This window comes from Burkholderia sp. AcTa6-5, from assembly GCF_017815075.1.
Classification (GTDB): domain Bacteria; phylum Pseudomonadota; class Gammaproteobacteria; order Burkholderiales; family Burkholderiaceae; genus Burkholderia; species Burkholderia sola.
On record NZ_JAGIQE010000003.1, the window covers coordinates 103,441 to 122,848 of the forward strand.

At 69.5% G+C, this 19,408-nt stretch carries 15 protein-coding genes and 1 pseudogene; 7 read left to right on the forward strand and 9 right to left on the reverse strand.

Annotated features, from left to right (window positions below; all coding sequences use genetic code 11):
- Positions 1–102: 102 nt before the first annotated feature.
- From J8I33_RS05550 to purT, 4 genes are all read right to left on the reverse strand, one after another.
- Positions 103–1,596, reverse strand: a complete 1,494-nt coding sequence (locus tag J8I33_RS05550; protein WP_089488700.1) for a DEAD/DEAH box helicase — start codon at positions 1,594–1,596, stop codon at positions 103–105.
- Between the two features lie 436 nt (positions 1,597–2,032).
- Positions 2,033–2,413, reverse strand: coding sequence for an MliC family protein (locus J8I33_RS05555; RefSeq protein ID WP_209933782.1), 381 nt, complete (start codon positions 2,411–2,413; stop codon positions 2,033–2,035).
- Between the two features lie 93 nt (positions 2,414–2,506).
- Positions 2,507–2,692 (reverse strand): DUF6726 family protein, encoded by a 186-nt coding sequence (locus J8I33_RS05560; RefSeq protein ID WP_050016351.1) that lies wholly within the window; start codon positions 2,690–2,692, stop codon positions 2,507–2,509.
- An 18-nt stretch (positions 2,693–2,710) separates the two neighbouring features.
- Positions 2,711–3,925: a formate-dependent phosphoribosylglycinamide formyltransferase gene (gene purT / locus J8I33_RS05565; RefSeq protein ID WP_209933783.1), complete on the reverse strand. Its 1,215-nt coding sequence runs from the start codon at positions 3,923–3,925 to the stop codon at positions 2,711–2,713.
- 216 nt (positions 3,926–4,141) lie between these two features.
- On the opposite strand from purT, the gene J8I33_RS05570 reads away from it, so the two are divergent.
- Both J8I33_RS05570 and J8I33_RS05575 read left to right on the forward strand, forming a co-directional pair.
- Positions 4,142–4,687: an META domain-containing protein gene (locus J8I33_RS05570; RefSeq protein WP_050016347.1), complete on the forward strand. Its 546-nt coding sequence runs from the start codon at positions 4,142–4,144 to the stop codon at positions 4,685–4,687.
- 177 nt (positions 4,688–4,864) lie between these two features.
- Positions 4,865–9,211 (forward strand): DNA translocase FtsK, encoded by a 4,347-nt coding sequence (locus J8I33_RS05575; protein ID WP_280920943.1) that lies wholly within the window; start codon positions 4,865–4,867, stop codon positions 9,209–9,211.
- 120 nt (positions 9,212–9,331) lie between these two features.
- On the opposite strand, the gene J8I33_RS05580 is transcribed toward J8I33_RS05575, so the two are convergent.
- Complete coding sequence (locus tag J8I33_RS05580) at positions 9,332–10,579, reverse strand: lactonase family protein (RefSeq protein ID WP_124631388.1); 1,248 nt, start codon at positions 10,577–10,579, stop codon at positions 9,332–9,334.
- 166 nt (positions 10,580–10,745) lie between these two features.
- Between J8I33_RS05580 and J8I33_RS05585 the strand changes: the two genes are divergently transcribed.
- Positions 10,746–12,575, forward strand: coding sequence for a glycoside hydrolase family 15 protein (locus J8I33_RS05585; RefSeq protein ID WP_050016342.1), 1,830 nt, complete (start codon positions 10,746–10,748; stop codon positions 12,573–12,575).
- 212 nt (positions 12,576–12,787) lie between these two features.
- Positions 12,788–14,278: a polyhydroxyalkanoate depolymerase gene (gene phaZ / locus J8I33_RS05590; RefSeq protein WP_175977601.1), complete on the forward strand. Its 1,491-nt coding sequence runs from the start codon at positions 12,788–12,790 to the stop codon at positions 14,276–14,278.
- A 110-nt stretch (positions 14,279–14,388) separates the two neighbouring features.
- Here the strand turns inward: phaZ and J8I33_RS05595 are convergent, their stop codons facing one another.
- The gene (locus tag J8I33_RS05595) at positions 14,389–15,021 is read right to left on the reverse strand and encodes a TetR family transcriptional regulator (RefSeq protein WP_050016340.1); all 633 of its coding nucleotides are present in this window, start codon (positions 15,019–15,021) and stop codon (positions 14,389–14,391) included.
- Between the two features lie 155 nt (positions 15,022–15,176).
- Here J8I33_RS05595 and rsxB point away from each other — a divergent pair.
- Together rsxB and nth are read left to right on the forward strand one after the other, a co-directional pair.
- Positions 15,177–16,195: pseudogene (rsxB, locus tag J8I33_RS05600) on the forward strand (electron transport complex subunit RsxB).
- A complete protein-coding gene (gene nth, locus J8I33_RS05605; RefSeq protein ID WP_050018105.1) occupies positions 16,192–16,836 on the forward strand; it encodes an endonuclease III in 645 nt (214 codons plus the stop codon). Before rsxB ends, nth begins: the two are co-directional and overlap by 4 nt.
- 103 nt (positions 16,837–16,939) lie before the next feature.
- Here nth and J8I33_RS05610 read toward each other — a convergent pair whose 3' ends face one another.
- Entirely contained in the window at positions 16,940–17,869 is a 930-nt protein-coding gene (locus tag J8I33_RS05610; RefSeq protein ID WP_050018106.1) for a DMT family transporter, read from the reverse strand.
- Between the two features lie 232 nt (positions 17,870–18,101).
- Here J8I33_RS05610 and J8I33_RS05615 point away from each other — a divergent pair, with 232 nt between their 5' ends.
- Positions 18,102–18,536 carry a DUF1841 family protein gene (locus tag J8I33_RS05615; protein WP_006490655.1) on the forward strand — a complete coding sequence of 145 codons (435 nt, stop codon included), beginning with the start codon at positions 18,102–18,104 and terminating at the stop codon, positions 18,534–18,536.
- A 106-nt stretch (positions 18,537–18,642) separates the two neighbouring features.
- Here the strand turns inward: J8I33_RS05615 and J8I33_RS05620 are convergent, their stop codons facing one another.
- The gene (locus J8I33_RS05620; protein WP_006478193.1) at positions 18,643–19,002 is read right to left on the reverse strand and encodes a cytochrome c; all 360 of its coding nucleotides are present in this window, start codon (positions 19,000–19,002) and stop codon (positions 18,643–18,645) included.
- Positions 19,003–19,042: 40 nt separating this feature from the next.
- Positions 19,043–19,402 (reverse strand): cytochrome c, encoded by a 360-nt coding sequence (locus tag J8I33_RS05625; protein ID WP_006478192.1) that lies wholly within the window; start codon positions 19,400–19,402, stop codon positions 19,043–19,045.
- Positions 19,403–19,408 lie beyond the last annotated feature (6 nt).

The window sequence follows — 19,408 nt, forward strand, 5'->3', positions numbered from 1 at the left end:
CCCCGCCCCGATCGCGTCGCCCAATGAAAAACGGGCACATGCTCGTCGCATGCACCCGCTTGTCCGGCAGCGCCGACGCGCCGCCGCTGCGCTCCGCCCGGCTTACGCCGACGGCTTGCGCGGCATCCCGAAGCCGCCGAGCAGCGCGGCGACCTGGCGCTTCGGCCCTTTCTTTTCCGGCTGCTGCGCGGGCTGCGCGTCGTCCGGCTGCTTCGCGGACGCCGACGGCTCGTACGGCTTCAGGAAGAAATCATCGACCGGCGCTTCGTGGCGGCGATGATGGCCGCCGCGCTCGGTGCTGCCCGACCGGCGACCCGATGCACCGCGATGCTCGTCGCGATCGCGCCGACCGCCGCGCTCGCCACCTCGTTCGCCACCGCGCTCGCTATTGCGCTCGCCGCCACGTTCATCGTGACGCTGGCGCGCCGGCTTGTCGAGCGTGAGCGTCTGCACGTCGAGCGGACGCTTGATCAGCTTCTCGATATCGGCGAGCTGCTTGCGCTCGTTCGGGCTGCACAGCGACAGCGCGTCGCCCGTCGCACCCGCGCGGCCGGTACGGCCGATCCGGTGCACGTAGTCTTCCGCGCTGAACGGCAGGTCGAAGTTGATCACGGCCGGCAGCTCGGCGATGTCGAGGCCGCGCGCGGCCACGTCGGTCGCGACCAGCGCTTCGATCTCGCCGCGCTTGAACGCGTCGAGCGCCTGCATCCGCTCGATCTGCGTCTTGTCGCCGTGAATCGCCGACGCGACCACGCCGTCGCGCTCGAGATTGCGCGCGAGCCGGCTCGCGCCGATCTTGCTGTTGCAGAACACGATCACCTGCTTGAGGCCGCGATCGCGCAGCAACTGCACGACGGCCGCCTGCTTGTCGCCCTCCGCGACGTCGTAGACGATCTGCGTGACGTTCGCGTTCGTCGAGTTGCTGCGCGCGACCTCGATCGTCTGCGGGTTACGCAGGTAGGTCGATGCGAGCTTCTTGATTTCGCCCGAGAACGTGGCCGAGAACAGCAGCGTCTGACGGTCCTTCGGCAGCAGATTCAGGATGCGCTGCAGATCGGGCAGGAAGCCCATGTCGAGCATCCGGTCGGCTTCGTCGAGCACGAGGATCTGCACCTGGCCGAGGTTCGCCGTCTTCTGCTGCACGTGGTCGAGCAGGCGGCCCGGCGTCGCGATCAGGATCTCGACGCCGCGGCGCAGTTCGGCCGATTGCGGGTTCATGTCGACGCCGCCGAACACCACCGCGCTGCGCAGCGGCGTGTGCTTCGCATACGCGTGCACGTTCGCGGCGACCTGGTCGGCGAGTTCGCGGGTCGGCGTGAGGATCAGCGCCCGCACCGGGTGGCGCGCCGGGGACGCGCTCGTGTTCGCTTGCGGCAGCAGGCGCTGGATGATCGGCAGCGAGAAGCTCGCGGTCTTGCCGGTGCCCGTTTGCGCGGCGCCCATGACGTCGCGGCCGGCGAGCACGACCGGAATGGCCTGCGCCTGGATCGGCGTCGGCGTCGTATAGCCCTGCTCGACAATGGCTTTCAGGATATCGGGGGCAAGGCCGAATTGATCGAAGGTTGCGTCGACGGGCTTGGCGACAGAATCGGACATGGTGGCGTTTCGCTCAAAAGGCGCGGCGGGGACATCGTGCGTCAGGCCGGCCGGGGCCTGCGCTCATCACAATTCGGAAATAGACGGAGCCGCGGCGCGCCGCTCTGGCGCTTGGGACCGGTTCAATGCGAACGCTGGACGCCAGGCCGTGCGGACTCCGTTCGGCGCGAATGCCGGCGGAAAGGGCCGTATTGTAGCACCGTGCGGGCATCTGTCCGTGACAACGCCGCGAACGGTCGCGACGGCGGTTCGCGCGGCGGGCCTGCCCCGGCCTGCGGAGGCGAGCGGCTGGCCGATCGGCGTAGCCGTATCGGCGGATGAAAAATATCAGGGGTTCGATCGCGCAATCTCGCATCGGGATGCCCGCCGTCGGCCGCGCGTACGGGCCTTCAGCCCGGCGCAACCGGTCAGGGCGAACAGGCTCCGCGCCCGCTGCTCAGCCCTTCTTCTTTTTCTTATCGACCTGCACGCAATCGCCCAGCAGCGGCGGCGACTTCGGGTCGGCGATCTCGTCGCGCAGCGTCGCTTCCTTGCCTTTCGTCCACCACGTATAGCGGCCGGCCTGGTAGCGCGCGCCCGACCCCGACACCGTGTCGACGAACAGCATCTGCTTGCCGTCGACCGGCACGAGCGCGAAGCTCTGGCCGTTGCCCGCGAGCCAGTACGACACACGCACCGGCGCCTTGTGGTTCGCGCACTGGTAGACGGTAGGCTGGCGCGCGTCGGCGTCGATCTCTTCGACGGTCAGTTGCGCGGCATGCGCGACGGAAACGGCACTGACGGCGAGCGCAAGCGCGGCGAGGGTTGGGCGAATCATGCAGGTCCTCTCACGAGACGGGTGGAAGCGCGCCATCGGCGGGCGCGCGGTTATTGTTTATCAGGTTGCGGGAAATCGCGTCGGCCGCCGGAATCACGGATCGATCACGTCCGCGCACGCATCGGTCGGCGCCGCGGCGACATGGCCGACGAGCGGCACGATCTTGAGCCCGGCCGACGCCACCCGGCACGGCGCGGCCGCGAGGCCGCAGCCCGCGAGACTCGCGATGAGCGCCAGCGCGGCGCCCAGCTTTCCAATACGCAACCACCTCGACGCCATCGTCGTCTCCTCGTTCCGTCAACGCGCCGACACGGGCCGCACGGCCGCGGCCGCGCGCTTCGCGCGTTCGCGGGCTTCGTCGACGGTCGCGCCGGTCGCCAGCGCGACGCCCATGCGCCGCTTCGCAAAACTCTCCGGCTTGCCGAACAGGCGCAGGTCCGCGCCCGGCACCGCGAGCGCGTCGCGCACGCCTTCGAACGCGATCCCGCGCTCGTCGAGCCCGCCGTAGATCACCGCCGACGCGGCCGGCGTGCCGAGCGCCGGATCGACCGGCAGCCCGAGAATCGCCCGCGCATGCAGCTCGAATTCCGACTGGCGCTGCGACGCGAGCGTGACGAGGCCCGTATCGTGCGGCCGCGGGCTCACCTCGGAGAACCAGACGTTATCGCCGCGCACGAACAGCTCGACGCCGAACAATCCGCGCCCGCCGAGCGCCTCGGTCACCTTGTGCGCGATCTCGCGCGACTTCTCGAGCGCCGCCGCGCTCATCGGCTGCGGCTGCCACGATTCGACGTAGTCGCCCGCCACTTGCACGTGGCCGACCGGCTCGCAGAAGTAGGTGCGCGTGTCGAGCGTCGCCGGGTCGATCGCGCGCACGGTCAGTTGCGTGATCTCGTAGTCGAAATCGACGAAGCCCTCGACGATCACGCGGCCGTGGTTCACGCGCCCGCCCGCCATCGCGTAGTCCCACGCGGCTTGCACGTCGGCGGCGGTCTTCACGACCGACTGCCCCTTGCCCGACGACGACATCACGGGCTTCACGACGCACGGCATGCCGATCTTCGCGACGGCCCCGCTGAAGGCCTCGAACGAATCCGCGAACGCATACGGGGAAGTCGGCAGGCCGAGTTCCTCGGCCGCGAGCCGGCGGATCCCTTCGCGATTCATCGTGAGCTGCGTCGCGCGCGCGGTCGGGATCACCTCGGCGAGACCGGACGCCTCGATCGCCGCGAGCGCGTCGGTGGCGATCGCCTCGATTTCGGGGACGATCAGGTGCGGGCGCTCGGCTTCGACGATGGCCCGCAGCGCGGCCGGGTCCGTCATGTCGATCACGTGCGCGCGATGCGCGACCTGGTGGCCCGGTGCGTCCGGATAGCGATCGACCGCGATGACTTCGACGCCGAGACGCTGCAACGCGATGATGACTTCCTTGCCGAGCTCGCCCGCGCCGAGCAGCATGACGCGCGTGGCCGAGGGTGAAAGCGGCGTACCGAGCCGCTGACCGATCTGCATGTGATTTCCCGCTGGTTCTGTTGGAGGACGAAAACGGCTTCGATGTTAACACGGGCATCGGAGCCGGTTTGGGCGGTTGGGCCGCACCCGCGCGCGATCGCGCGAGGCCCGTGGGCGCCCCGCGAACGTTTTCGCACGCGAAGTGTCGGCTCGCCTGCCGCGGGGCGGGTGCGTTACTCTTACGCCTTGATCAGAATCCGAAGAGGAACGAGGCTCATGTCCCACCTGTCTGCCGCCGCACGCGCACGCACCGGCCTGCTTCGCCCGTTGCGCGCGCCGCTCTGCGCGTTGACGCTTGCCACGCTTCTCGCCGCCTGCGCGATGCCGACCCATCCCGATTCCGCCGCCCCCGCGCCCGACCCGTACAACCCGGCCGCCGTCCAGCTGCTCGACGACACGAGCTGGGAACTCACCAGCTGGGTGAACGCCGACGGCACGCCACGCGCGATCCCGCACGGCGACAACGGCGAGCCGATCAGGCTCGCGCTGTCGACCGACTCGGGCATCCGGCGCGCGAGCGGGTTCTCGGGCTGCAACCGCTACATGGGCACCTACGCGATCAAGAACGGCCTGCTGAGCTTCGGCCCGCTCGCCGGCACGCGGATGGCCTGCCCGAACACGCTCGGCGGCCAGCTCGAATCCGCGTACCTCGACGCGCTCGCCCACATCGAGAAGACCGGCGTACAGATGCGCGCGCCCCAGCAATTGCAGATCGTGACGCAGGCCGGCGCAACACTGACGTTCACGCACCGGAGCCCCTGATGCACGGCGCGCGCGAAGGCCGACCGACCGCCTTCGCGTGGCGCGCGACGCGCATGTGCGATCCACGTGCGTCGCGCGGCGTGAATCGGAATCACGCCGCGTTAGAGTCTTGTTCGCCGGCCGGTTAAACTCGGCGGGTCGCGCCCCGCGCGCCCCTCCCCACTCCTGTTTCAAAGCATGCACACGGTTGTCTTCGGCTGGTTCGGCATCTCCGCCGTCTGGTTCCTCCTTCTCTTCTGGCGTCTCGTGCAGGCGATGCTGCCCGGCGGCGCCGGGCTCGCCGGCCGCGGCTCGATCCGCCTGTGGCTCGGCTTCGCCGCGGTATTCGTCTCAAGCGTCACGCTGACGAGCCCGCTGTCGGGCCCCGACACGAACGCGCTCGGCCATGCGTGCTCGGCCGGCTTCGCCCACGTGCTCGGCCCGATCGGCACGCCGGTCGCGATGGTCGTGCTGTTCTTCGCCGGCTTGCCCTGGCTGACCGGCATCGGCTGGCGGCAGTTCGCCGCGTGGGTCGACACGTCGTTCGGCGTCAAGCTGTCGCGCGACGGCGGCGACGACGACGCGCGCGGGATCGCCGACCTGCCGCGCAGCGCGCTGCATCGCGACGACGACGTCGTACAGCCGACCACCGCCCACACCGTCAACTCGATGGCGCCGCGCCAGAACGGCCGGTATTCGCGCCCGACGGTGTGGAAACCCGATCCGCAGGCGCGACCGAAGCCGCGCAGCAAGACGCCACCGCGTCCGCTTGCGGAGCCCGTCGCGCCGTCGGGCTGGCTGAAGCCGACCGCGCCGCAGCGCACGCCTGCGCCGGCCGCGCCGATCCCGGCCAGCGCGATGCCGCCGCCGACCACCGGCAGCACCGCCAGCCTCGCGCGCGCCGCGGCGAACGCGCAAATGCCGCGCCCCGCGCCGGCGCCGCTGCCGGCCGGATTCGAACCCGTCCGGCCGCGTCCGACCGCCGCGCGACCGGCCGCCGCCGCGCTGACGCAGACGGCGCCGCGCGCCACGGTCACGCCACGACCGGCCGGTACGCAGCCGCAAACGCAGCGTCCGCCGGTGCGCCCGGTCGCGGGCACGACGGCAGCCGGCCTGTCGCCGGACGCGGCCCGACGCCGCCCGGCGCCCCCCGCGCCGGCGCGCGCGCCGCTCTATGCGTGGAACGAGAAGCCGGCCGCGCCGATTACGCCGGCGCCGAGCGTTCACGACACGCTGCGCTCGATCGAGGCCAGCACCGCGCAATGGGCGACGCTGGGCGGCGCGCAGTCGGGCGATGCGACGCACGCGGCGGCCACAGCCGCTGCCGTGGCCGGCGTAACCGCGGCAGCGGGCAGCGTCGCGGCATCGGCATCGGCAGCCGCGTCGAACGCGTTCGTCTCCGCGGCGCACGGCGTCGCAGCCCAGGACGCCCATGTTCCGGCCGAATCCGCTACCTCACCCGCTTACGACGACGGCGCACCGATCGTGCTCGACGCCTTCATGCCGGCGGAATCCGGTATCGCGCAGGCTCCGGTCGGCGATTTGTCCACTCCTGCATTCGATGACGCTGAATCGAACGCACGGTGGAATCCCGGCATCGACGATGCCGCGTTCTCGCATCGTGCCGACGACGAGATCCGTCACGTCGACGAAGCGGCCACCGCGCCGTCGATCGACGCGCCCATCGACCTCGCGCCGTGGGAAGACGTCGTCAGCCCGGCAGCTTCTGCGCTCGACGTGTCGACCGAAAGCCCGATCGCCGAGTCGCCGGCGCACAGCGCGGGATCGGAGTCCACCCATTCAGCCTTCACGCCAGCAGGTGCTGCAGCCGTTCGCGATCTCGGCATCAGCGAGCCGACCGCGTCCGTCGATATCGACGACAACGACGACGCACAACCGGCGCCTGCAATCGATCGCGCTGCACCGGAAGCTGCCAAGCCGGTCGAGGCGGAACCCGCGGCACCGTTGTCGGCCGTCACTCAACGCGCGACGGCCGCTACATATTGGACTGCGCCGACGATGCAGCCTGCCGCGACGCAGACAACCGTCGCCGCGGAATTGCCGAAAGCGCCGGCGGTCCAGCCGTTTGCCGCAGCATCGACGGCTGCGGCTGTCGCCGCATCGCCGCAGGTCAGCACGGCGCCTGACTCGACAGCCCCCGCATCGAGCATCGCGCCCGTCGCCGCCGCCGTTTCGCCGGTCGGCGCGACCGGCACGGCGTCCGCTTTGCCGTCGCAACCGGCCGCATCGGCACCGCCCGTTACTTCCGCCGCGTCGGCATCGCCTGCCGGTGTCACGGGCATGACTTACGGTTCGCTTCCCCCCGCTTCGACGCCCGGATCGACCGATGCGCCCGCCGCGACGCCGTCGACGACCGGCGCGTCGGGTTCGACGTTCGGTTCGACTGCGCAAGCGCCTGCAACACCGGCGCCCGCCACCGCGACACCGGCGACTTTCACGTCCGCACCCATCGCTGCGCCGTCTTCCGCGCCGGCATCGACGTTTTCCACCGACACGGCAACCACGTCGACCACGTTGACCGGCACGACGACCTTCGCTCCACCCGGCTCATCGAGCGCGGTCGCGCCGCAGCCGGCAATCCTGCCCGCGTCGCCAGCCGCGTCCGCACCGGCGTCACCGTCCTTCAGCGCGATCGCGCCGGCGACCACGGCCGCCGCGACGCCGGCTTACCAAGTCGCAGGCGCCGCTGCAGGCGGATCGCCGACGTCCATCGGTGCGGCCACCGCGACGCAGGCGCCGTCGATCGCGACTGTCCCTGCCGCAGTCGCGACCCCGACGCTCACGACACAGCCCGCGCCTGCCGCCTCGTCGGCGAGCTGGTCCGTGTCGCATGACGTGACCGCCACACCGCCCGCGGCAACCGTCCCCGGCGCGAACCTCCCGCCCACGCCGGCAACCGTCATTTCCGCGCCGCCGCCCGTCGCGATCCCGCCCATCGGCGCACCGGCCACCGACGCAATCGAGACGACCGAACCGGCCCCGGCCGCGCCCCCCGCCCGCCCGCCGCGCCCGAACGCGTTCGAATTCCACGCGCCCGCGTCGTTCAACGTCGAACTGCCGACGCTCGACCTGCTCGAGCCCGCGTCCGACGACGTCGAAACGATCACCGAGGAACACCTCGCGCAAACCGCGCAAGTAATCGAACAGCGGCTGCAGGAATTCAAGGTGCCGGTGACGGTGGTCGGCGCATCGGCCGGCCCCGTGATCACGCGCTTCGAGATCGAGCCCGCGCTCGGCGTGCGCGGCAGCCAGATCGTCGGGCTGATGAAGGACCTGTCGCGCGGCCTCGGCCTCACGTCGATCCGCGTCGTCGAGACGATCCCCGGCAAGACCTGCATGGGTCTCGAACTGCCGAACGCGAAGCGCCAGATGATCCGCCTGTCGGAGATCCTCGAATCGCGGCAGTACCAGCATTCGCCGTCGCAACTGACGATCGCGATGGGCAAGGACATCACCGGCCACCCGGTCGTCACCGATCTCGCAAAGGCGCCGCACATGCTCGTGGCGGGCACGACGGGTTCGGGCAAGTCGGTCGCGATCAACGCGATGATCCTGTCGCTGCTGTACAAGGCGACGCCGGAAGACGTGCGGCTCATCATGATCGACCCGAAGATGCTGGAGCTGTCGGTCTACGAAGGCATCCCGCACCTGCTCGCGCCGGTCGTCACCGACATGAAGCTCGCGGCGAACGCGCTGAACTGGTGCGTCGGCGAAATGGAGAAGCGCTACCGGCTGATGTCGGCCGTCGGCGTGCGCAACCTCGCGGGCTTCAACCAGAAGATCCGCGACGCAGAGGCGAAGGAAAAGAAGATCGGCAACCCGTTCTCGCTGACGCCCGAGGATCCGGAGCCGCTGTCGACGCTGCCGCTGATCGTCGTCGTGATCGACGAGCTGGCCGACCTGATGATGGTCGCCGGCAAGAAGATCGAGGAGCTGATCGCCCGCCTCGCGCAGAAGGCGCGCGCGGCCGGCATCCACCTGATCCTCGCGACGCAACGGCCGTCCGTCGACGTGATCACGGGCCTCATCAAGGCGAACATCCCGACGCGCGTCGCGTTCCAGGTGTCGTCGAAGATCGACTCGCGCACGATCCTCGACCAGATGGGCGCCGAGTCGCTGCTCGGGATGGGCGACATGCTGTTCCTGCCGCCGGGCACCGGGTATCCGCAGCGCGTGCACGGCGCGTTCGTCGCCGACGAGGAAGTGCACCGGATCGTCGAGTACCTGAAGCAGTTCGGCGAGCCGCAGTACGAGGAAGGGATTCTCGACGGCCCGGCCGCCGACGGCGCGACGCAGGACCTGTTCGGCGATGCGCCGGATGCGGAAGCCGATCCGCTGTACGACGAAGCCGTCGCGTTCGTCGTGCGCACGCGGCGCGCGTCGATCTCGTCGGTGCAGCGTCAGTTGCGCATCGGCTACAACCGCGCGGCGCGGCTCGTCGAGCAGATGGAAGCCGCGGGCCTCGTGTCGGCGATGGGCATCAACGGCAGCCGCGAGGTGCTCGTGCCAGCCGCGGCCGACTGAGCAAGCCGGCAGCACGGCCGCCGGCATCGATACGGGCGCGCCGCGCAAGCGGCTGCCGCAAATACGAAGGGCGCTGCATCGGCAGCGCCCTTCTTGCATCGACCGGGAATCGGCCGCGATTTACTGCGCGACCGGCACCAGCTTGAAGTCGACCGGCTTGCCGACCGCGACCTTCTGCGGATTCGCGCCGAGCTGCCCCGTTTCGACATCGCGACTGAACACGTAGAACGTGTCGCTGTCCTGGTTGCCGACGATCAGCCACTTGCCGGTCGGGTCGATCAGGAATTCGCGCGGCGTCTTGCCGAGGCTCGACTGGCGGCCGACGCGCTTCAACCGGCCGTCGGCCTGGTTCACCGCGTAGATCACCAGGTCGTTCGCGTCGCCGCGGTTGCTCGCGTACAGGAAGCGGCCGTCCGGCGACAGATGGATCGCGCCGCCGCCGACCTTGCCCTTGAAGCCCGGCGCCGTCATCGGCACCGTCTCGACCGGCGTCAGCTTGCCGTCGCGATAGCCGAACACCTCGACCGACGCGTTGAGCTCGCTCGTCACGTACGCGAAGCGGCCGTCCGCGCCGAACACCATGTGACGCGGGCCGGAGCCTGCCTTCACCGGCGTGTAGCGCGTGTCGGTCGGGCTGATCAGCCCGCGGCTGCCGTCCACCGTGTAGCGGTAGCCGTAGATCTTGTCCGCGCCGAGATCCTGCACGAACAGGTAGCGGCCGTCCGGCGAAAACACCGTCGAATGCACGTGCGCGCCGTCCTGGCGGCCCTTCACGGGCCCGGTGCCTTCGTGGTGGACCGCCAGCACGGCCTGGCCGGCCGCGCCGTCGTCGCGCAGCGGAAATACCGCGAAGCTGCCGCCCGGGTCGGCCGCGACCGAGTAGTTGGCGGTCACGAGGTACTTGCCGTCCGGCGACAGCGCGAGATAGCAAGGGTCGTTCCCTTCCGACGATACACGCTCGATGAAGCTCAGCGCGCCTGTCTTCGCGTCGAAGCGGAACGCGCTGACGCCGCCGCGCTGCGTCGCGGGCCCGTCGTCGCCGGGGAGTTCGTTGACCGCGTAGACGGTGCGACCGTCGCGGCTCGGCAACAGATACGACGGATTCACGGTCTTCGCCGACGATACCGGCGCGACGCTGCCGGTTTTGGTATCGAAGCGATAAACGTAGATCCCGTCGCTGCCGCCACCCGTATAGGTGCCGACGAGCAGGTTGTAGACGCCGTCGGCCGGGGCGGACGATTGCTGCGCGAATGCGTGGGTCGCGGACAGGGAAAGCACGATCGCGAAACCTTTCATCCAGTGAGCGAACCTAAGCGGCAACCCTCGTGTCGAAGCGCGTGCGTCACGCTCCCGTAAACGGTTGGCCATTGAATCCTCCTTGCATCGAGTCGCTTCAAGTGTTGAGATAGGACGAAACGCCGGCCGTTCATGCGCTCCGCCGCCCGGCCGAGTATACGGGGCGCGGCGCCCGGGCGTGAAGTCCGGGCCGCCGACGTCCGCATTGTGAACTCGAATACCCAAGGATCGCCTGCCCATGCCCGCCCTGATCGAAGACTACGCCCTCGTCGGCGACGGCCACACGGCCGCGCTGATCGCAAAAGACGGCTCCGTCGACTGGCTGTGCTGGCCCCGCTTCGATTCGGGCGCCTGCTTCGCGGCGCTGCTCGGCACGCCCGAGCACGGCCGCTGGCTGCTTGCTCCGGCCGCCGACGCCGCGATCACGCACACGACACGCCGCTATCGCGGCGACACACTGATTCTCGAAACCGATTACGAAAGCGCCGACGGCGCCGTCACCGTGATCGACTTCATGCCGCCCGGCAACGGCTGGTCCGAACTGGTGCGGATCGTCGTCGGCCGCCACGGCACGATGAAGATGCGCATGGAGCTCGTGTTGCGCTTCGACTACGGCTTCTCGATTCCGTGGGTCACGCAACTGACCCGCGAGGACGGCATGAAGGCCATCGCGGGCCCCGATACCGTCGTGCTGCGCACGCCGGTGCCGCTCACCGGCAAGAACCTCCATACGCTCGCGGAATTCACGGTGAGCGCCGACGAGCGCGTGCCGTTCTCGCTCGGCTACGCGGCGTCGCACATGCGGCTGCCGCCGGCGCGCGACCCGCTGTCGATGCTCGCGCGCACCGAGAACTACTGGCTCGAATGGTCGGGCCGCTGCCAGGTGCAGGGCCGCTACGCGGCCGCCGTGCGCCGCTCGCTGATCACGCTGAAGGCGCTCGCGTACGAGCCGACCGGCGGCATCGTCGCCGCGCCGACCACCTCGCTGCCCGAGAAGATCGGCGGCAACCGCAACTGGGACTACCGCTACTGCTGGCTGCGCGACGCGACGATCACGCTGCTCGCGCTGATGCGCGGCGGCTACTACGACGAGGCGCGCGCGTGGCGCACGTGGCTTGGCCGCGTGATGGCCGGCTCGCCCGAGCAGATCCAGATCATGTACGGGATCGCCGGCGAGCGCCGGCTGCCGGAAATGGAGCTCGACTGGCTGCCCGGCTACCAGGATTCGCTGCCGGTGCGCGTCGGCAACGGCGCCGCGAACCAGCTCCAGCTCGACGTGTTCGGCGAGGTGATGGCCGCGCTGCATCTCGCGCGCGTGGGCGGCCTGCAGGCCGACGACACGGTCTGGTCGGTGCAGTGCGCGCTGCTCGACCACCTCGAGAAGATCTGGCAGGAACCCGACGAAGGGATCTGGGAAACGCGCGGCGGCCGCCGCCATTTCACGTTCTCGAAGGTGATGGCGTGGGTCGCGTTCGACCGCGCGATCAAGTCGGCGGAAATGTTCCGGCTGCCCGGCTCGCTCGACCGCTGGCGCGCGCTGCGCGAGCGGATTCATGCGGACGTCTGCGCGAACGCGTGGCACGAAGGCAAGCAGGCGTTCGCACAGAGCTACGGCAGCGACGAGCTCGATGCGAGCGTGCTGCTGCTGCCGCAGCTCGGCTTCCTGCCGCCGGAAGACCCGCGCATCGTCGGCACGGTCGACGCGATCGAACGGGAATTGCTGCACGACGGGCTCGTGATGCGCTACCGCACGACCGAATACGACGACGGCCTGCCGCCGGGCGAAGGCACGTTTCTCGCGTGCAGCTTCTGGCTGGTCGACAGCTACGCGCTGCTCGGCCGGATCGACGACGCGCATCGGCTCTTCAGCCGGCTGCTCGCGCTGTCCAACGACCTGGGCTTGCTCGCGGAGGAATACGACCCGGTGGCCGGGCGGCTCGTCGGCAACTTCCCGCAGGCGTTCTCGCACGTGGCGCTCGTGCATACCGCGATGAACCTGATGCACCATGAAGACGCGATGGCGCGCGCGGCCGGCCAGCCCGCGCCGGCCGTGGCCACCGGCCGCTGAGCGGCGGCGCGGGCCCTTGTTCATAGATCGTCAAATCGCAAAAATTTGATGAAAAAACCGGGAAATGTTGCATTGCACAAACGATCGTTGTCCGATATGATCGACGAGATTGTCCGGCTGCAATGCAACATGGCCGGCCGCTGACCCACACGGCACGCCGCGACGCCTCACGCCGCCCTTGCGCACCGTCCCCCCACGCGGGAGTAGCCTGCATGCTTTACCAACTGCACGAATTCCAGCGGGCGATGCTGAGCCCGCTCACGGCCTGGGCCCAGGCCGCGTCGAAGTCGTTCGCGAATCCGTCCAGCCCGTTCTCGCTGATGCCCGGCGCGCCGCGGATGGCGGCCGCCTATGAGCTGATGTATCGGCTCGGCAAGGATTACGAAAAGCCGGAATTCAACCTTCATCAGATCGTCAAGGACGGCCACAACATCCCGATCGTCGAGCAGACGATCATCGAGAAGCCGTTCTGCCGGCTGCTGCGCTTCAAGCGCTATTCGGACGATGCCGACGCCGTCACGCAACTGAAGGACGAACCGGTCGTGCTGGTCTGCGCGCCGCTGTCGGGCCACCACTCGACGCTGCTGCGCGACACGGTGCGCACGCTGCTGCAGGATCACAAGGTCTACATCACCGACTGGATCGATGCGCGGATGGTGCCGGTCGAAGTCGGCCCGTTCCACCTGCACGACTACATCGCGTACATCCAGGAATTCATCCGTCACATCGGCGCGCGCAACCTCCACGTGATCTCGGTATGTCAGCCGACGGTGCCGGTGCTCGCGGCGATTTCGCTGATGGCGAGCCGCGGCGAGGACACGCCGCTCACGATGACGATGATGGGCGGCCCGATCGACGCGCGCCGCAGCCCGACGTCGGTGAACTCGTTGGCCACGCAACACTCGACCGCGTGGTTCGAGAACAACGTGATCCACACGGTGCCCGCGAACTATCCGGGCGAAGGCCGCCAGGTGTATCCGGGCTTCCTGCAGCACACGGGCTTCGTCGCGATGAACCCGGAGCGCCACGCGCAATCGCACTGGGACTTCTACCAGAGCCTGCTGCGCGGCGACGAGGACGACGCCGAAGCGCACCGTCGCTTCTACGACGAATACAACGCGGTGCTCGACATGGCCGCCGAGTATTACCTCGAGACGATCCGCGTCGTGTTCCAGGAATTCCGGCTCGCGGAAGGCACGTGGGACGTCGAGGGCGAGCGCGTGCGTCCGCAGGACATCAAGCACACCGCGCTGATGACGATCGAGGGCGAACTCGACGACATCTCGGGCAGCGGCCAGACGCACGTCGCGCACGAGCTGTGCACGGGCATCCCGCAGGACGATCGCCGCAGCCTGACCGCCGAGAAGTGCGGCCACTACGGGATCTTCTCGGGCCGCCGCTGGCGCACGATCATCTATCCGCAACTGCGCGACTTCATCCGCGAGCATGCGCCGGAGCCGAAGAACGGCGCGGCGAAGTTGCCCGTCGATGCGCAGGATGCGACCGCGATCGGCCTCGTGCCGGCCGCCAAGCCGGAACCGGAAACGGCGGTGCGCGCCACCGCCGCGAAACGCACACGCGTGAAGGCGCCGGCCGTGACGGTCGCGCCCGCCAGGACGCCCGCCGCGAAGGCCGCGCCCGCGGCGAAACGCGCGGCAGGCAGCCCGCGCGCCAAAACCGTGCGGGCCCGCAAGGCCGCCTGACGCGCCGCATCCCGACGCAAAAACGCCGCCGTTGCTTCGCGCAACGGCGGCGTTTTTTTATTCGGCCGCGGCCGCGATGGGGCGGCTCGTCGGCTCCTGCGTTCGTCGCGTCAGCGCCGCAGCAGATAGGCGAGCAGCACCTCGGTGTTCATTCGGACCATCTCCGCGCGCTCGTCGGTGTCGGTGAAGTCGCGGCCGAGCGTCGCGGCGAGCGTGAAGCGGTTCGACACGATGTAGTAGCCGAGCCCCGACAGCGTCACGTAGAAGCGCAGCGGATCGACGTCGCCGCGGAACAGCCCCGCCCTCTGGCCGCGCATCAGCACGTTGCCGAGCTTCGCGACGATCGGCGACATCATCTCGCGAATCCGCGTCGACTTGTGCAGATAGCGCGCTTCGTGCAGGTTCTCGTTGTTGATGAGCCGGAGCAGCTCCGGATGGTCGCGGTAGTAGTCCCACACGAAATGCGCGAGCCGCGTGACGGCTTCGACCGGCGCGACGCCGTCGAGATCCAGCACGCGCTCGGCCTCCGTCAGCGCGGAGAACGCGTGTTCGAGCACCGCCGTGAAGAGCTGCTCCTTGCTGCCGAAGTAGTAATAGAGCATGCGCTCGTTCGTTTCGGCCCGGCGCGCGATCTGATCGACGCGCGCGCCGAACAGCCCGCCATTCGCGAACTCTTCGGCTGCCGCCATCAGGATGCGGCGGCGCGTGCCTTCAGGATCTCTTTTGATTTTTGGCTGATTCATGGTGGCGCTTTGCTATGTGAGCCGCTTGATTCGGACCGACACCCCACCGCCTCGGCGCCGGCCGCCCTGGAACGGGCGCGCCGCGGGCGGCCGCCCTCCTGCTGAGCCCCTGCAAAAAAGCGGTTCGATTATGCGCATAGACGGCGTCCGGCGCAATGCGGGAAATCGGCGATAATCGAGCTTTGGCAAACCTTTCCGGCCGCGCCCGACGCGGTCGAGAGCCATTCGGCGCCGCTGCGCCTGTTGTCAGCCTGTCGTCACCGTGACCGATTCCAAAACACTCGCGGATCGCATCGAAGATCTGCTTCCCCAGACGCAATGCACGAAGTGCGGCTATAACGGCTGCCGTCCGTACGCCGAGGCAATCGCCGCCGGCAACGCGAACTACAACCAGTGCCCGCCCGGCGGCGCCGAAGGCATCGCGCGCCTCGCGAGCCTGCTCGGCAAGCCGGTGATTCCGCTGAACCCCGTCAACGGCACCGAGCATCCGCGCGCGCTCGCGTTCATCGACGAAAACCTGTGCATCGGCTGCACGCTGTGCATGCAGGCGTGCCCGGTCGACGCGATCGTCGGCGCGCCGAAGCAGATGCACACGATCGTCGCGTCGCTGTGCACGGGCTGCGACCTGTGCGTGCCGCCGTGCCCGGTCGACTGCATCGCGATGCTGCCGGTGACCGGCGATCGCACGGGCTGGGACGCGTGGTCGCAGGAACAGGCCGACGCCGCGCGCGAACGCCACGACCTGCGGCTCGCGCGCCAGCGCCGCGAGCGCGAGGCCGCCGAAGCGCGCGCCGCCGCCCGCCGCGCGGCCAGCGCCGCGAAGCCGGCCGCGGAGGCATCGGCCGCGCAGCCCGGCTCGGCGGGCACGCCGGCCGCCGCACCGGCCGACGACGCCGAAGCGAAGAAACGCGCGATCATCGCCGCCGCGCTCGAACGCGCGCGCAAGAAGAAGGAAGAGCTGTCCGGGCAAGGCGCCGGGCCGAAGAACACCGAGGGCGTGAGCGCGGCCGTCCAGGCGCAGATCGACGCGGCCGAGGCGCGCCGCAAGCGGCTCGCCGAACAGCAGGCGCGGCGCGACGCCGACGCGGCCTCGGGCAGCAACGACCCCGACAACGACGCAGGCAGCGGCGGTCCGGACGACCCGGCCGCGCCGCCCGACCAGAACGCTCCATGAACGCCAACAAACGACGCGCGATCTACGAAACGCTGCAGAGCCTCAATCCGCATCCGACCACCGAGCTCGAATACTCGACGCCGTTCGAGCTGCTGATTGCCGTAATGCTGTCCGCGCAGGCGACCGACGTGTCGGTCAACAAAGCGATGCGGAAAATGTTCCCGGTCGCGAACACCCCGCGACAAATCGTCGCGCTCGGCGAGGAAGGCGTCACCGAGTACATCAAGACGATCGGCCTCTATCGCACCAAGGCGAAGAACGTGGTCGCGACGTGCCGGATCCTGCTCGAGCGCTACGACGGCGAAGTGCCGGCCGATCGCGAAGCGCTCGAAGGCTTGCCGGGCGTCGGCCGCAAGACCGCGAACGTCGTGCTGAACACCGCGTTCGGCCAGCCGACGATCGCGGTCGACACGCATATCTTCCGCGTCGCGAATCGCACCGGGCTCGCGCCGGGCAAGGACGTGCGGGCCGTCGAGACCGCGCTCGAGAAGTTCACGCCGAAGGAATTCCTGCAGGACGCGCATCACTGGCTGATCCTGCACGGGCGCTACGTCTGCAAGGCCCGCCGGCCCGAATGCTGGCACTGCGCGATCGAGCCGCTGTGCGAGTTCCGGCCGAAGACGCCGCCGCCCAACGAGTGACGCGCGTCAGCCGCGACTGACGTATCCACGCATCGCACCGGCCGCTCGGGCCGCGCGCGATACCGGCCGGCGCCGTTGCGCGCCGGCGGCTTCCTCTTCCCCGTCATGCATTCGACGTCGCCGTCGCGTCGTCGGCGGCCGCGCCGCCCGCGCGCACGAGCGCCAGCACGGCCGCCAGGATCGCGACGCCGCCCGCCCACTGCAGCGGCGACAACGCTTCCCCGAACAGCAGCGCCGCGAGCGCGACCGTCACGACCGGTTCGAGCGTCGACAGCATCGACGTGCGTGCGGCCCCGAGCCGCTCGAGCCCGGAAAAGAACGCGAGCATGGCCGCGACCGTCGACACGAGCGCGATCGCGAGCATCGACGCCCAGCCGCCGGCCGTCGCGGGCCAGCGCGGCGGCGCGCCGAACGCCGCCGTTCGCATGACGGCGATCGCGACGAGCGTCGCGGTGGCCGACAAGCAGATGATCGCGGTGGTCGCGAGCGGATCGACGCCGCGCGTCGCCTTCGTGCCGCCGACGATGTACAGCGAGTAGATCACCGCGGCGGCCAGCGCGAGCGCGATTCCGAGCGGCTCGCCGTGCCCGCCGCCGACCATCAGCGCCGAGCCCGCGACGCACAGCACCAGCGCGACGGCCTTGGCACGCGTGAGGCGCTCGCCGAGCCACCACGCGGCCAGCAGCGTGACGAACGCCGGATACAGGTACAGCAGCAGCGCGACGAGGCTCGCCTGCGCGTGCTGCAGCGCGCTGAAATAGCAGAACGACTGGCCGACGTAGCCGAGCGCGCCCATCGCCACCAGCGGCGCGAGCGCCCGCCCGCGCGGCCAGGCGACGCGGCGGTGCCGCGCGATCGCCGCGAGCACCGCGCCGCCGATCGCGAAGCGCACGATCAACAGCCCGAGCACGTCGACGCCGGCCGCATACGCATAGCGGCCGAAAATCGCCATCGCACCGAATGCGGCGGCGGACAACGCGACGTAGAGCGCGCCCTGCAGCGCGGCGGACGAGGAGCGGACGATGGCGGTCATGATGAAAGATGAAAGCGGGCGAGCAACGCGCCGTGACGGGAATCGTCGGAGTGTAGCGGCGCGGCGGCGGCGAGCCTAGCCCGCGCTTACCCGTTGCGCGACGGGCGGCCGTAACACCCGCCCCGCCGCCCGCCTCCAGCCGCCCTGGTGGCCACCGCCAGCGCCGTCGGCCGCGCCGGCGTACAATGCGCGACGCGGCATGACGCCGCCCGAATCACGACGTTTCCCCACCATGTTCAATCCAAGCCGCGACGACGTGCGTCGCTTTTTCACCGAGACCTGGCGCAAGCAGCGCGCAGGCGAGATCCTGACGCCGCTGGAAGCGATCGCGGCCGACTGGATCGTCGAGCATCCCGAATACCACGACGAACTGGCCGACGCCGACGGCGCGGCCGCGCGCAACTACACGCCCGAGGAAGGCCGGACGAACCCGTTCCTGCACCTGTCGATGCACCTCGCGATCAGCGAGCAGCTGTCGATCGACCAGCCGCCCGGGATCCGCGCCGCGCACGACAAGCTGGCCGCGAAGCTCGACTCGACCCACGACGCGCAGCACGCGATCATGGAATGCCTCGGCGAGACGATCTGGGAAGCGCAGCGCACGAACACGCCGCCCGATACCGACGCGTACCTGCAGCGCATCCTGCGCCGCGCGTCGCGCGACTGAGTAGTGCCCCGGGGCCGGCACATCGACCTGCGCCGGGCCGCGGACAAAAAAATACCCCGCCGAGGCGGGGCATTCCTGCTGCGCGAGCCGCTGAGGCCCGTCGCGCTTACTTCTTGAACACGAGGTCGGTTTCCTTCAGCGACTCGATGTAGGACGCGATGTCCTTCATGTCGCTGACCGACAGGTTCTGGACCTGCGCCTGCATGATCGCGTTGTTGCGGCCGATCAGCGGGTTCGTCAGCCCCATCTGGTACTGGCGCATCGCCCACACGAGATAGTCGGCGTGCTGGCCGGCGAGGCGCGGGTACTCCGCGTTGATCGGCTTGTTCAGCTGCGCGCCGTGGCAGGCCGCGCAGTTGTGCGACTCGACCAGTTCCTTGCCCTTCGAGATGTCCGCGGCGTGCGCGGTACCGATCGCGAGGCCGGCCGCCAGTGCCACCGCCGCCGTCTTGAATGCGTTGTTCATGAATGCTCCTGTCCCGCCGGAGAGATCGGCGGCGCGCGCTTTACTTGTAGGGGTTGTCCTTCGTGTCGGCCTTCTGGGCGGCGTAGTACGCCGACAGATCCGCGATGTCCTGGTCGGTCAGCGAGCCGGCGATCGCATTCATCGACGGGAAGTGACGATCCTTCTTGCGGTAGGCCTTCAGCGCGTTCTCGAGGTATTGCTGGTTCTGGCCGCCGAGGACAGGCACCCGGTAGACCTCCGGGTACGCCGCGCGGTAGTCCTGGATGCCGTGGCAACCGATGCACATGGCGGCCTTGCTCGCCCCGTCCTTCGGGTTGCCGACCACACCGGCCGCCTGCGCGCTGCCCGCGAGCGCCACGAGCGCTGCGACAACGACGTGTTTGCCGACGAATTTGTTCATAGCTCT